Consider the following 12,348-nt stretch of genomic DNA (forward strand, 5'->3'; position numbering starts at 1 on the left):
GCGGTCCACCGGGGGCGCACCGCGCGCTGAGGTACCACGGTACTCAGGAGGCAACCGGCGTCACTGACACGGCCCTTAGCGCCGGCTTCGTAGGGTGCCCCCATGACATACAGCGAGGAGGGCCGCCCCGCCGGACCGGACCGCGAACGGCGGGCCGTCTTCGGCGAGGCCGCCGAGGAGTACGACGCCGCCCGGCCCGGCTACCCCGCACAACTGTTCGCGGACGTCATGGAGTTCGCGCGGCAGGGCGTCGCGGCGGGTGCGTTCGAGGCGCTGGAGGTCGGCGCGGGCACCGGGAAGGCGACCCTGGCGGTCGCCGCCCACGGGGTGCCGGTGACGGCGGTGGAGCCCGACCCCCGTATGGCCGCCGTCCTCGCCCGGCACTGCGCCGGCCGGCCGGACGTCACCGTGGTGGAGGGGGACTTCGAGACCTGCGATCTCGGCGACCGCCGCTACGGGCTGCTCTTCTCCGCCCAGGCGTGGCACTGGGTCGACCCGGAGGTCCGGTGGTCCCGCGCCCGGTCCGTGCTGGCCCCCGGCGGCGCCCTCGCGCTGTTCTGGAACGACTGGTACGTCACCGACGAGGCCCTGCGCCACGAACTCGCCGCCCTCCACGACCGGCTGCTCCCCGAACGGCCCCCGCACTCGATCCTCGACGAGCTGCCACCCGAGTCCGTCAGGGGCGACGGCTCCTGGGTGACCGCCGAACTCCGCGCGGACCCCGGCTTCACCGACCTCGACCACCGCGTCTACTCCACCGCGCACGAGCGCTCCGCCACCGGCATCACCGGCCTGCTGACGTCGCTGTCCTTCTACCGCGTCCTGCCGGAGGGCACCCGCCGCCGGCTGCTCGCCGAGGTGGCGCGGACGGTGGAGGCGTACGGCGGGCGGGTGGGGCTGACGACGAAGACGGGGTTGTTCCTGGCGCGGGTCAGGGGCTGAGAGACCGGGGCCGCGGAAGCCCGCCCGCTCACTCGCGGCCGAACTCCGCCGTGTCCAGGGCGAGGCCGACGACCGTGTCCGTGAGGTCGACCGGGTCGCCGAACTTCACGCCCGGCTCCAGGCGGTACGCCCCGTCCTGCGGGTCCGTGTGGACGTGGCAGAGTCCCGTGTACGGGTCCACGATGAGCAGCACGGGCACTCCCGCCGCCGCGTAGGCGTCCTTCTTGGGTCCGTAGTCGTTCCGCGCGGTGCCTTGGGAGATCACCTCGGCGACGAAATCGACGTCCTGGTGCTCCCAGCGGCCCTTGGCGGGCGCTTCCTCCCCGGTGCCGCACAGCGGCGCCCACGCGGTACAACGACACGCACGGCGCCCCGGCACGCCCAGCCCCGGCGCCACCGCTCGCACCACGCCGGACAGACGGAGAACCCATGACCGCACGGCACGACGGACAACCGGCCGAGCTCATCCCGCGACCGGACATGACCTTCCCCGCGCTGAGAGCGGCCCTCGCCCGAGTCGCTCCATCCCGCCTGCCCGAGTTCCTGGCCGACCGCGACATGGCCTTCACCGCCGCCACCCGACACGGCTCGTTCCGCCCGGTCCGCTTCTTCCAGGTCACGTGGGCCACCGAGATCGAGATCGAGCGCCGGCCGCCCCTCGCTGCCCGCTACCGGGCAGCGCTGGAGGCGGCCAACGCGCTGGATCGCGACGACCCGCGGTGGCGTGCCGCCATGGACACCTGCCTGGCACTCCGCGAGGAGGCCCGGGCCGCCGTGACCGGTGGAGGAGGCCCGGTCCGCCGTGACCGGTGAGTGACACGCGGGTCGTCCCCCGGCGCCGAGGGCCCGGCCGCGCTACCTCACTCGTCCACCGGCTCCCACACGGGCCCGCCGTTCCCCGTGCGGCGTGCGCGCCCGAAGGGCACGTCGGCGAAGTGGATGCCGAGGCCGAGGGTGCCGGGCTCGGTGAGCTGTTCGATCAGGTGGCGGCGGGAGGCGGTGGAGCGCCGGGGGTCGTGGTCGACGACGGCGGCCCATTCGGGGTGGGTGATCTGCAGCGGGGTGTGCATGGCGTCGCCGAAGGCGATCAGGCGGCGGCCTCCGCCGGAGATGACGTAGGAGGCGTGTCCGACGGTGTGGCCGGGGCTGAAGTGGGCGTGGACGCCCGGGAATATCTCCTCGCCGTCGGCGAACGTGCGGACGTGCCCCTCCAGGGCGTCGATCGTCTCCTTGGCCACGCCGTGCTCCACGGCGAGGTGGCGTTCGGTCCACTCGGGCTCCGCCATCAGATGGGTCACACCGGCCTGGGCGAGGTGCGCCGACCATCCGACGTGGTCGGGGTGGAGGTGCGTGATCGCCACCGCCTCCAGGCCGGCGGGCGGCTGCCCCAGCGCGGTGAGCTGCTCCAGGAGCCGGCCGCCGGCGATCCGGCCGACGGGGCTGCCGGGCTTCGCGGGGAGCGACTCGGGGCCGAAGCCGGCGTCGATCAGCAGGGCGCGGCCACCGTGCTCCACCAGAAGGCCGCCCACGGACGCCACGAGGTAGCCGTCGTCGTCGAGGTACTCGGGGTAGGCGGCCCACTGCTCGTCCGTGCTGGCCGGCAGCGAGCCGCGGGGCGACAACTGCGCCTGCCCGTCCGGCACGTACGTCACCTTCGTCCCACCCAGGAGGAGGGAGCGGACACCGGTGGGACGGCGGAGTCGTGCGTCGTCATAGCTCGTCATATCGCGCACAACAGGCCGTCAGGGCGAGGCATTCCCTCACCCTGACGACCCCAACACATCAGGCCGCCACCGGCACCGCCGCCGTCGCCGCCGGCGTCAGGGCCAGCTCCAGCACCTGGCGGACGTCCGAGACCGGGTGGACGTCCAGCTTCTCCAGGACCTCGGCCGGGACGTCGTCCAGGTCGGGCTCGTTGCGCTTGGGGATGATCACCGTGGTGATGCCCGCCCGGTGCGCGGCGAGCAGCTTCTGCTTCACGCCGCCGATGGGCAGGACGCGCCCGGTCAGGGAGACCTCGCCGGTCATGGCCACGTCCGGGCGCACCTGGCGGCCCGAGAGGAGGGAGGCCAGCGCCGTGGTCATGGTGATGCCCGCGCTGGGACCGTCCTTGGGGACGGCGCCCGCCGGGACGTGGAGGTGGATGCCGCGCTCCTTGAAGTCGCCGACGGGGAGCTCCAGTTCGGCGCCGCGGGAGCGGAGGAAGGAGAGGGCGATCCGCGCGGACTCCTTCATGACGTCGCCGAGCTGGCCGGTGAGGGTCAGTCCCGCGCCCCCGGTCTCGGGGTCGGCGAGGGACGCCTCGACGAAGAGGACGTCGCCGCCCGCGCCGGTGACGGCCAGGCCAGTGGCGACGCCCGGGACGGAGGTGCGCCGCTCGGCCGGGTCCTGGGCGGACTCGGGGGTGTGGTACGGACGGCCGATCAGCGGCCGCAGCTCGTCCACGCCGATGGTGAACGGCAGCTCCTGCTCACCGAGTTCGTGCCGGGCCGCGACCTTGCGGAGCAGCCGGGCGAGGGAGCGCTCCAGGGATCGGACGCCCGCCTCGCGGGTGTACTCGCCGGCGAGACGGCGCAGTGCGGCGTCGTCGACGGTGACCTCGCCGGGCTCCAGGCCCGCTCGCTCCAGCTGCCGGGGCAGCAGGTGGTCGCGGGCGATGACGACCTTCTCGTCCTCGGTGTAACCGTCGAGGCGGACGAGCTCCATGCGGTCGAGCAGGGGCTGCGGGATGGCCTCCAGGACATTGGCGGTGGCGAGGAAGACCACGTCGGAGAGGTCGAGTTCGACCTCCAGGTAGTGGTCCCGGAAGGTGTGGTTCTGGGCCGGGTCCAGGACCTCCAGCAGGGCGGCCGCGGGGTCGCCGCGGTAGTCGGAGCCGACCTTGTCGATCTCGTCGAGGAGGACGACCGGGTTCATCGAACCGGCCTCCTTGATCGCGCGGACGACGCGGCCGGGCAGCGCGCCGACGTAGGTGCGCCGGTGGCCGCGGATCTCCGCCTCGTCGCGGACGCCGCCGAGCGCCACCCGGACGAACTCCCGTCCCATGGCCTTGGCGACGCTCTCGCCGAGCGAGGTCTTGCCGACCCCGGGCGGGCCGACGAGCGCGAGCACCGCGCCGTCCCCGCGCCGCCCTCCCCCAAGCTCTCGGCTTCGCTCGAGCAGGGGGGACCCCCATTCCACGCCCAGCCCCCGGTCGGCGCGCCGCTTGCGCACCGCCAGGTACTCGGTGATCCGTTCCTTGACGTCGTCCAGGCCCGCGTGGTCCGCGTCGAGCACGGCGCGGGCGCCCGGGATGTCGTACGCGTCCTCGGTCCGCCGGGTCCAGGGCATCTCCAGGACCGTGTCGAGCCAGGTACGGATCCAGCCGCCCTCGGGGCTCTGGTCGGAGGCCCGCTCCAGCTTGTCGACCTCCTTCAGCGCGGCCTCCCGGACCTTCTCCGGCAGGTCCGCGGCCTCGACCCGGGCGCGGTAGTCGTCGGACTCGCTGTCCGGGTCGCCGTTGAGCTCGGCCAGCTCCTTGCGGACGGCCTCCAGCTGACGGCGGAGCAGGAACTCGCGCTGCTGCTTGTCGACGCCCTCCTGGACGTCCTTCGCGATCGACTCGGCGACGTCCTGCTCGGCGAGGTGCTCGCCCAGCCACTTCACCGCGAGCCTGAGCCGCGCGACGGGGTCGCCGGTCTCCAGGAGCTCGACGCGCTGCGCGACCGTGAGGAAGGGCGAGTAGCCGGAGTTGTCGGCGAGCTGCGAGACGTCGTCGATCTGCTGGACACGGTCCACGACCTGCCACGCGCCGCGCTTGCGCAGCCAGCTGGTGGCGAGGGCCTTGTACTCCTTCATCAGCTCGGTCACCGCGCCCGGCAGCGGGTCGGGCGTGATCTCCTCGACAGCCGTGCCCTCCACCCAGAGGGCCGCACCGGGACCCGTCGTCCCGGCCCCGATCCGCACCCGGCGGACACCCCTGATGAGCGCGCCCGGGTCCCCGTCGGACAGCCGGCCGACCTGTTCCACCGTGCCCAGGGCGCCGACTCCGGCGTACGTGCCGTCGACGCGCGGCACGAGCAGCACGCGCGGCTTGTCCCCGCCCCGCGCCGCGGCCTGCGCCGCCTCGACGGCCGCGCGCACCTCGGCGTCGGTGAGGTCCAGCGGGACGACCATTCCCGGCAGGACCACCTCGTCGTCGAGCGGCAGCACGGGCAGGGTGAGCGACGTGAACGCCGTGGACTCAGTAGCCATGATCTCCCCTTCGGCAGGCAAGTTGAGCTATGTGGGCTCAATGCGCGGGAGGGGGGAGTTGTTCCCGGGGGCCTGTTCGCTGTGAGCGATCAGTAGCGCCGGACGGGCTGAATCAGCCCGTCCGGCGTTTGAGGACAAGCGGCGAAGCCGCGGGCATTTCAGCCCGTCCGGCGCTTGAGGACGCGCGCCGCAGGCGCGCTCACCGGGGGCGCGGGGCGCACCCCGCAGAAACGGAGAAAGGGCGGGGCCGGGGCAACCCCCCACCCCCGCGCCCCGGAAACGCCCGACGGTAATCCGTCGGAGTGACACCGAAGTGCAGCGTGAAGTGACGGCGCAGATTCGCGGCCGTGCCCAGCCCGCTCAACTGCCCGACACGCTCCACAGGAAGAGCCGTCGCCTCCAGGAGCGACTGAGCACGGGCCAGGCGCTGGGAGAGCAGCCACTGAAGAGGCGTGGTCCCGGTGGCGGCCTGGAGGCGGCGGAAGAAGGTACGCGGGCTCATCCCCGCCCGGGCGGCCAGGTCGTCGACGATGAGGGGCTGGTCCAGACGCTCGGTGGCCCACTGGAGGACGGGAGCCAGGCCGTCGTCACCGGCGTCGGGGACGGAGACCTCGACGAACTGCGCCTGCCCGCCGGGCCGGTGCGCCGGGACGACCAGCCGGCGGGCGAGCTGGTTGGCGACGTGGGCGCCCAGGTCCTGCCGGACGAGGTGGAGGCAGAGGTCGAGACCGGCCGTGACGCCGGCGCTGGTGAGGACGTCACCGTCGTCCACGTAGAGCACGGAGTCGTCCACCTCGACCTCGGGGTGACGGCGCGCCAGGGCCTCGGTGTGCATCCAATGGGCGGTCGCCCGGCGGCCGTCGAGGATCCCGGCGGCGGCCAGGGCGAAGGCTCCGGCGCACAGGGAGACCATGCGCGCGCCCCGGTCGGCGGCGCGTCGGAGCGCGTGCAGGAGCTCGTCGGGCAGTTCGCGCTCGCCGTCGACGCATGCCTCCGGGACGGACGGGATGATCACGGTGTCCGCGCCGTCCAGCCCGTCCAGCCCGTAGGGGGTGCGGAGGGTGAAGCCGAGCGGACCGGACGGCGGCCGGTCCGGCGACGGTTCGGCGGCGCAGAGCCGCAGGTCGTACCAGGGGTCGGCGAGGTCGGGATGCGGGATGCCGAAGACGGTGCAGACCACTCCCAGTTCATAGAGGTCCCAGTAGGGGACGTCGTCGTCGATCACTGCCACGGCCACCGAACCAGCGCTCATGCCCCGCAGCCTAGTGAGCCCGGTGGCAGGAATTATGCGAAGGCAGTCACTCCTGCCACTGTCGGGGCCGTCCGGGCGGTGAAAACGTAGGGATCACGCGGGAGCAGTTCCGCACAAATCTCTACAAATCTCCCTGAACTCCCCATGAAACTGGTGACATTCTCATGAGCACGAAGGTGACCGTCCTCGGCCTGGGCTCGATGGGCGCCGCGCTGGCCGGCGCGTTCCTGGCGGCCAGCCACCGCACGACCGTCTGGAACCGCACGGCGGGCAAGGCCGACGCACTGGTCGGGAAGGGCGCCGCCGAGGCCCCCACGGCCGCCGGGGCCGTGACCGCGAGCCCGCTGGTGGTCGTCTGCCTGGCCACCTACGACAGCGTCCACGAGGTCCTGGACCCGCTGGCCGACGATCTGGCGGGACGGACGGTCGTCAACCTCACCTCCGGCTCGCCGGAGCAGGCCGGCGAGGCGGCGGCCCGGGCGGAGAAGCACGGCTTCCGGTACCTCGACGGCGCGATCATGACGACCCCGCCCGGCGTCGGCGACCCGGACCGCATGCTGCTCTACAGCGGTTCCCCGGACGCCTTCGCCGACCACCGCGCGACGCTCGCCGCCCTCGGCGACCCGGTGGACCTGGGCGCCGACGCCACCCTGGCCTCGCTGTACGACACCGCGCTGCTCGGCCTGATGTGGTCCGCCCTCACCGGCTGGGCGCACGGTGTCGCGCTCATCGGGACCGGGGGCGAGGGCCGGGCGGCGGCGTTCACCGAGGTCGCCAACCGGTGGCTGGGGGCCATCGGCTTCTTCATGAACACCTACGCCCCGCAGGCCGACACCGGCCGCTACCCGGGCGACGACGCCACCCTGGACGTCCACCTGGCGGCGATCGACCACCTCGTGCACGCGAGCGAGGCGCGCGGCGTGGCCTCCGGACTGCCGGAGATCTTCAAGGGCCTGGCCCGGCGGGCGGTCGACGCAGGTCACGGCGGCGACAGCTGGGGCCGGCTGGTGGAGCTCGTCCGCGAGGGCGGCGAGGGCGGCGAGGGCGGCCGGGCATGAGCACCGCCGTCGCCCTGGACTGGGCCTCCCTGGTCACCGAGGCCGCGGAGCGGTCCACCGCGTTCCTCGCGGAGCACGCGGCCGACGCGGACTGGTCCCGGCCCGCCGGACGGCTGGAGTGGTCCTGCCACGGGACGCTGGACCACCTGGCCCTCGGGCTCGTCGGCTACGCCGGACTGCTCACCGCCAAGCCGCAGGACCGTTACATCACCCTGTTCGCCTCGCTCGACCCGCACGCTCCGGTCTCAGCGCGGCTGGAGGGCGTCCGCATCGCGGCGTCGCTCCTCGCCGCCACCGTCCGCTCCGCCGCTCCGGACGACCGGGCCTGGCATCCGTGGGGCCACTCCGACGGGCCCGGGTTCGCGGCCATGGGCGTGGTGGAGACCGTCGTCCACACCCATGACATCGCCACCGGGCTCGGACTCGGCTGGACCCCGCCGGACGGGCTCGCCGGCCCCGCCCTCGACCGGCTGTTCCCCGACGTCCCGCCCGGGGACGCCGCCTCCGCGCCCGGCCGGACCCTGCTGCTGAGCACCGGACGGATCGCGCGGCCCGGGGAGGGCCACCGCACCGGCTGGCAGTGGGACGGCACCGTCCGCCGGGCCGGGGGCGTCCGGGGCCACGACTGAGCCGGAGGCACCCGGGGTCACGACCGAGCCGGAAGCATCCGGAGCCACAACCGGCACAGGCACGTCCGCCCGCGCCCCGCCCCGGACGTCCCCCCGCAGCAGGACCCGGCAGGCGACCCCGGCCAGCAGCGCGATCGGATGGCCCCAGCTGGCCAGTGGGTCGGCGAGCTCGATCAGGTCCTGGGCGCACATCAGGGAGGCGGCACCGAGCAGCCCCCACTTCCAGGGCGGGCTCTGAAGACTCGCCAGCGCCCCGAGGCAGGCCATCAAACCGAAGCTGATGCCGTAGTCGAGCCGGTGCAGCGAGCCGGCCGGCAGCCGTCCCGCGGCGACGGCCCCGGCCACCGGCAACTCCGTCGCCAGGGTGGCCAGCACATGGCCGAGCAGGAAGACACCGGCCGTGCGCAGCCCGCCAACCCGCCGCTCCAGGGCGCCGAGCACCGGGGCGAACGCCCACCCGAAGAACGACCAGAGCCCGCCCGCGACCCAGAGGGCGCTGGCGAACAGGACGACCAGCGGCCGGTCGGCCAGGTGCGCGGCGTCGGTGCTGGAGTCGCGGAGCAGCTGGTTGACGGTGGCCTCGTCGCCGAACTCGGCGTAGACGGCGGTGGCGAGCAGGACGAGGCCGTAGCAGAGGGTGAAGGGGGTGGCCCGGGGCGTCGGGACGAGCTGTCTCAGCGCGCCGAGCCGCGGTCTCCGGGGACGGGCCGGCCGGGGCTCCTCGGCGGTGCTGTCGGCCGGCGCGGTCGTGCTCGCGTCGGCGGGGTCAGCAGCGGTCACTCGGCCGGGCCCCTCTCCCTGGACGTCCTCGGGTTCTCCGGACGGCCCGCCCCGGGGCGGACCGCGCAGTACGAACAGTACGGGCCTGCACCGGCCGGGGAAGCGTCCTCGGGCCGTGAACAAGACCACGCCCGTCAACCTCATAACCTTCGGATGCGTCCGTCGAACATCATCGGTCTCCGGAGGTCCCCTGTGTCCGTCCCGTATGTCCCGAACGATCCCGCGATCACGCTCGACCGCCGCGACGGCCCGTACGGGGAGGTGGTGCTGCGGCGGCGCGGCGACGCCCCGCCGGTCTACGAGATCATCGCCAACGGCTGCTTCCTGATGGACACCTCGGACGGCCGTTCCGAGCGGCTGCTGGTGGAGGCGGCGCTCGCGGCGCTGCCCGCCGGGCGGCCGGAGCCCTCGGTGCTCATCGGCGGGCTGGGCGTGGGCTTCTCCCTGGCGCACGCGGCGGCCGAGCCGCGCTGGGGGCGGATCACCGTGGTGGAGCGGGAGCCCGCGGTCGTCGACTGGCACCGGACGGGACCGCTGTCCGCCGTCTCCGCGGCGGCGCTGGCCGACCCCCGCGTCCGGATCGCCGAGGCGGATCTCCTCGCGTTCCTGCGGACCGGGTCCGACGGGTCCGACGAGTCCTTCGGTCCGGCCCCCGACCACTTCACCCCACCCCCGCACTACGACGCGATCTGCCTCGACATCGACAACGGCCCCGACTGGACCGTCACGGAGGACAACAAGGGCCTCTACTCCCCCGCCGGCCTCGCCTCCTGCCGGGCGCGGCTGCGGCCCGGCGGAGTGCTCGCCGTGTGGTCCGCACAACCGTCCGAGCGGTTCGAGGACGCCCTCCGGAATGCCGGGTTCGCCGGGGTAACCACCGAAGAGATCACCGTTGCCCGAGGCGTCCCCGACGTGGTCCACCTCGCCGTCCTCGCCGCGTAGCCGTCCCCCGCCACCTGCCCGTACCCTGCTTGCCACAGTGGGAGGACCGGCACGGGAAGACGCTGGGGACGACGGCTAGGGGCGGGGCGTATGGAGCAGACACACACGGGCCCGAGCGGCGCCGCAGCCTCCGCCGGGGCGCAGCGGCGGGTACTGATCGTCGAGGACGACCGGACCATCGCCGACGCCATCGCGGCACGGCTGCGGGCCGAGGGTTTTCAGGTGCGGACGGCGGGCGACGGGCCCGCGGCCGTGGACACCACCGAGGCGTGGCAACCGGACCTGCTGGTGCTGGACGTGATGCTGCCGGGCTACGACGGCCTGGAGGTGTGCCGGCGGGTACAGGCCCGCCGTCCGGTGCCGGTGCTGATGCTCACCGCGCGCGACGACGAGACCGACATGCTGGTCGGGCTGGGCGTCGGCGCGGACGACTACATGACCAAGCCGTTCTCCATGCGGGAGCTGGCGGCCCGGGTGCACGTCCTGCTGAGACGGGTGGAGCGGGCGACGCTGGCCGCGCACACCCCGCGCAGCGGGATCCTGCGCCTGGGCGAGCTGGAGATCGACCACGCGCAGCGCCGGGTGCGGGTGCGCGGCGCGGACGTGCACCTGACGCCGACCGAGTTCGACCTGCTGGTCTGTCTGGCGAACACGCCGCGCGCCGTGCTCTCCCGGGAGCAGCTGCTGGCCGAGGTCTGGGACTGGGCGGACGCCTCCGGCACCCGGACCGTCGACAGTCACATCAAGGCCCTGCGCCGCAAGATCGGGGCGGAGCGGATCCGGACGGTGCACGGTGTGGGGTACGCGCTGGAGACGCCGGCCGCATGAGCCGCACGAGAGGCGCGGACGCGAGATGACCGGCTGTCCACCGCCGGGTCTGCTGAGCCGGGTCTGGGCGGCGCTGCGTCCGCTGGATCCGTACCGTTCGGTCAAGGCCGCCCTGGGGTGGCTGGTGGTCGGTTCGGTGGTGATCACGACGTTCCTGGTCTTCGTCGCGTTCCAGTCGGCGACCGGGCTGCGGGTGATCACCGTCTTCTCGATCATCGCCTCTCTGCTGATCACCCAGTTCGTGGCGCACGGGCTGACGGCGCCGCTGGACGAGATGACCGAGGTCACCCGGGCGATGGCGCACGGTGACTACACCCGGCGGGTGCGGGACGGGCGGCGGGACGAGTTCGGCGACCTGGCCCATGCCTTCAACAGGATGGCGGCCGACCTGGAGGCGGTGGACACCCACCGCAAGGAGCTGGTCGCCAATGTCTCCCACGAGCTGCGGACCCCCATCGCGGGGCTGCGGGCGGTGCTGGAGAACGTGGTGGACGGCGTCTCGGCCGCCGATCCGGAGACCATGCGGGCCGCGCTCCAGCAGACGGAACGGCTGGGGCGGCTGGTGGAGCAGTTACTCGACCTGTCCCGGCTGGACAACGGGGTGGTGCCGCTGCACGCGCGCGGCTTCGAGGTGTGGCCGTACCTGGCCCAGGTGCTCAAGGAGACGAGCATCGCCTGCGGCACCGGCTCGTCCCCCCGGTCCCGCAAGGACGTGCACCTGCACCTCGACGTCTCGCCGCCCGAGCTGACGGCCCACGCGGACGCCGAGCGGCTGCACCAGGTGGTGGCCAACCTGGTGGAGAACGCCGTCCGGCACAGCCCCCCGCACGGCCGGGTGACCGTCCGGGCGCGGCGCGGCGAGGGCCCGCAGTCGCTGGCCCTGGAGGTCCTGGACGAGGGCCCCGGCATCCCCCCGGCGGAGCGCCACCGGGTCTTCGAGCGGTTCAACCGGGGCGGCTCGGGGCAGCACGGGCCGGGCAGCGACGGTGGTACGGGGCTGGGGCTCGCCATCGCCCGCTGGGCGGTCGACCTGCACGGCGGCAGCATCGGCGTGGCCGAATCGTCCCGGGGCTGCCGGATCCGGGTCACTCTTCCAGGACGAGCCCCTTGATCGGAGTTGACGTAGGGTCGATGACGGAAGCACACGTTCATCCGGATGTGGGGCACGATTCCGCGTACCCATGGAGGGGCCGAAGACGCGGAGGAGACGCCGCCGGGGGCAAAACCCCGGGTGTTTCCCGCCAAGTCATGCCCTGAAACACAGGAGCAAGTGTGACTTGCGCGACGACTGGCCTCGGTGGCCTGCATCAGGGCGGCGGACAGGCGTAGCCTTTATTTCCGCTGTCCACCACCTTAGGAAGCGGAAGAGGGCGGTTGCCGCCGTGTCGCCACAGTCCCCGAACACCTCGAGCACTTCGACCGACCAAGACGGGCAGGGCAAGAGCCCTGCTGATGTGTTCGGTCCCAATGAGTGGCTCGTCGACGAGATCTACCAGCAGTACCTCCAGGACCCGAACTCGGTCGACCGAGCCTGGTGGGACTTCTTCGCCGACTACAAGCCCGGCAAGGATGCGAGCTCTGCCGCCGCGGAGCGGGGCGTGACCGGGGGCACGGCACCCGCCGCCCCGGCCGCCGCGCCCCAGCCGCCCGCGGCTCCCGCCGCGGCCCCGCCGGCGCCGGTGGC

The 12,348-nt window shown here is 73.6% G+C and carries 12 protein-coding genes; 7 read left to right on the plus strand and 5 right to left on the minus strand.

The window, feature by feature from the left end; all coding sequences use genetic code 11:
- Positions 1–102: 102 nt before the first annotated feature.
- Complete coding sequence (locus HN013_RS21875; protein ID WP_171168788.1) at positions 103–942, plus strand: trans-aconitate 2-methyltransferase; 840 nt, start codon at positions 103–105, stop codon at positions 940–942.
- Positions 943–970: 28 nt separating this feature from the next.
- Here the strand turns inward: HN013_RS21875 and HN013_RS21880 are convergent, their stop codons facing one another.
- Entirely contained in the window at positions 971–1,351 is a 381-nt protein-coding gene (locus tag HN013_RS21880; protein ID WP_398980468.1) for a Uma2 family endonuclease, read from the minus strand.
- Positions 1,352–1,371: 20 nt separating this feature from the next.
- Between HN013_RS21880 and HN013_RS21885 the strand changes: the two genes are divergently transcribed.
- Positions 1,372–1,755: a hypothetical protein gene (locus HN013_RS21885; protein ID WP_171168792.1), complete on the plus strand. Its 384-nt coding sequence runs from the start codon at positions 1,372–1,374 to the stop codon at positions 1,753–1,755.
- Between the two features lie 47 nt (positions 1,756–1,802).
- Here HN013_RS21885 and HN013_RS21890 read toward each other — a convergent pair whose 3' ends face one another.
- From HN013_RS21890 to HN013_RS21900, 3 genes are all read right to left on the minus strand, one after another.
- Positions 1,803–2,666, minus strand: coding sequence for an MBL fold metallo-hydrolase (locus HN013_RS21890; protein WP_171168794.1), 864 nt, complete (start codon positions 2,664–2,666; stop codon positions 1,803–1,805).
- A 58-nt stretch (positions 2,667–2,724) separates the two neighbouring features.
- Positions 2,725–5,175 (minus strand): endopeptidase La, encoded by a 2,451-nt coding sequence (gene lon, locus HN013_RS21895; RefSeq protein ID WP_171168796.1) that lies wholly within the window; start codon positions 5,173–5,175, stop codon positions 2,725–2,727.
- A gap of 199 nt (positions 5,176–5,374) precedes the next feature.
- Positions 5,375–6,427, minus strand: coding sequence for a helix-turn-helix domain-containing protein (locus HN013_RS21900; protein ID WP_249375213.1), 1,053 nt, complete (start codon positions 6,425–6,427; stop codon positions 5,375–5,377).
- Between the two features lie 164 nt (positions 6,428–6,591).
- Here HN013_RS21900 and HN013_RS21905 point away from each other — a divergent pair, with 164 nt between their 5' ends.
- Positions 6,592–7,485, plus strand: a complete 894-nt coding sequence (locus HN013_RS21905; protein ID WP_171168798.1) for an NAD(P)-dependent oxidoreductase — start codon at positions 6,592–6,594, stop codon at positions 7,483–7,485.
- 245 nt (positions 7,486–7,730) lie between these two features.
- Here the strand turns inward: HN013_RS21905 and HN013_RS34200 are convergent, their stop codons facing one another.
- Positions 7,731–8,894 carry a rhomboid-like protein gene (locus HN013_RS34200; RefSeq protein WP_398980471.1) on the minus strand — a complete coding sequence of 388 codons (1,164 nt, stop codon included), beginning with the start codon at positions 8,892–8,894 and terminating at the stop codon, positions 7,731–7,733.
- 192 nt (positions 8,895–9,086) lie between these two features.
- On the opposite strand from HN013_RS34200, the gene HN013_RS21920 reads away from it, so the two are divergent.
- The 4 genes from HN013_RS21920 to HN013_RS21935 all read left to right on the plus strand — a co-directional run.
- A complete protein-coding gene (locus tag HN013_RS21920) occupies positions 9,087–9,836 on the plus strand; it encodes a spermidine synthase (RefSeq protein ID WP_171168802.1) in 750 nt (249 codons plus the stop codon).
- Between the two features lie 90 nt (positions 9,837–9,926).
- Positions 9,927–10,664, plus strand: coding sequence for a response regulator transcription factor (locus tag HN013_RS21925; RefSeq protein WP_171168803.1), 738 nt, complete (start codon positions 9,927–9,929; stop codon positions 10,662–10,664).
- Between the two features lie 25 nt (positions 10,665–10,689).
- Positions 10,690–11,775 carry a cell wall metabolism sensor histidine kinase WalK gene (locus HN013_RS21930; RefSeq protein ID WP_171168805.1) on the plus strand — a complete coding sequence of 362 codons (1,086 nt, stop codon included), beginning with the start codon at positions 10,690–10,692 and terminating at the stop codon, positions 11,773–11,775.
- 271 nt (positions 11,776–12,046) lie between these two features.
- Positions 12,047–12,348: 2-oxoglutarate dehydrogenase E1 subunit family protein (locus tag HN013_RS21935; protein WP_171168807.1), on the plus strand; the 302-nt coding region annotated here is incomplete at its 3' end.

Origin of the sequence: Streptomyces sp. I05A-00742, assembly GCF_013055795.1 — a bacterium.
In the GTDB taxonomy this organism is placed as follows: Bacteria; Actinomycetota; Actinomycetes; order Streptomycetales; family Streptomycetaceae; genus Streptomyces.

What these genes read in the sequence shown, in the direction of transcription:
- HN013_RS21905 (WP_171168798.1), top strand. Translation starts at nt 6,592, where the DNA reads ATGAGCACGAAGGTGACCGTCCTCGGCCTGGGCTCGATGGGCGCCGCG.
- lon (WP_171168796.1), bottom strand. Translation starts at nt 5,175, where the DNA reads ATGGCTACTGAGTCCACGGCGTTCACGTCGCTCACCCTGCCCGTGCTG.
- HN013_RS21930 (WP_171168805.1), top strand. Translation starts at nt 10,690, where the DNA reads ATGACCGGCTGTCCACCGCCGGGTCTGCTGAGCCGGGTCTGGGCGGCG.
- HN013_RS21900 (WP_249375213.1), bottom strand. Translation starts at nt 6,427, where the DNA reads ATGAGCGCTGGTTCGGTGGCCGTGGCAGTGATCGACGACGACGTCCCC.
- HN013_RS21890 (WP_171168794.1), bottom strand. Translation starts at nt 2,666, where the DNA reads ATGACGAGCTATGACGACGCACGACTCCGCCGTCCCACCGGTGTCCGC.
- HN013_RS21875 (WP_171168788.1), top strand. Translation starts at nt 103, where the DNA reads ATGACATACAGCGAGGAGGGCCGCCCCGCCGGACCGGACCGCGAACGG.
- HN013_RS21885 (WP_171168792.1), top strand. Translation starts at nt 1,372, where the DNA reads ATGACCGCACGGCACGACGGACAACCGGCCGAGCTCATCCCGCGACCG.
- HN013_RS21925 (WP_171168803.1), top strand. Translation starts at nt 9,927, where the DNA reads ATGGAGCAGACACACACGGGCCCGAGCGGCGCCGCAGCCTCCGCCGGG.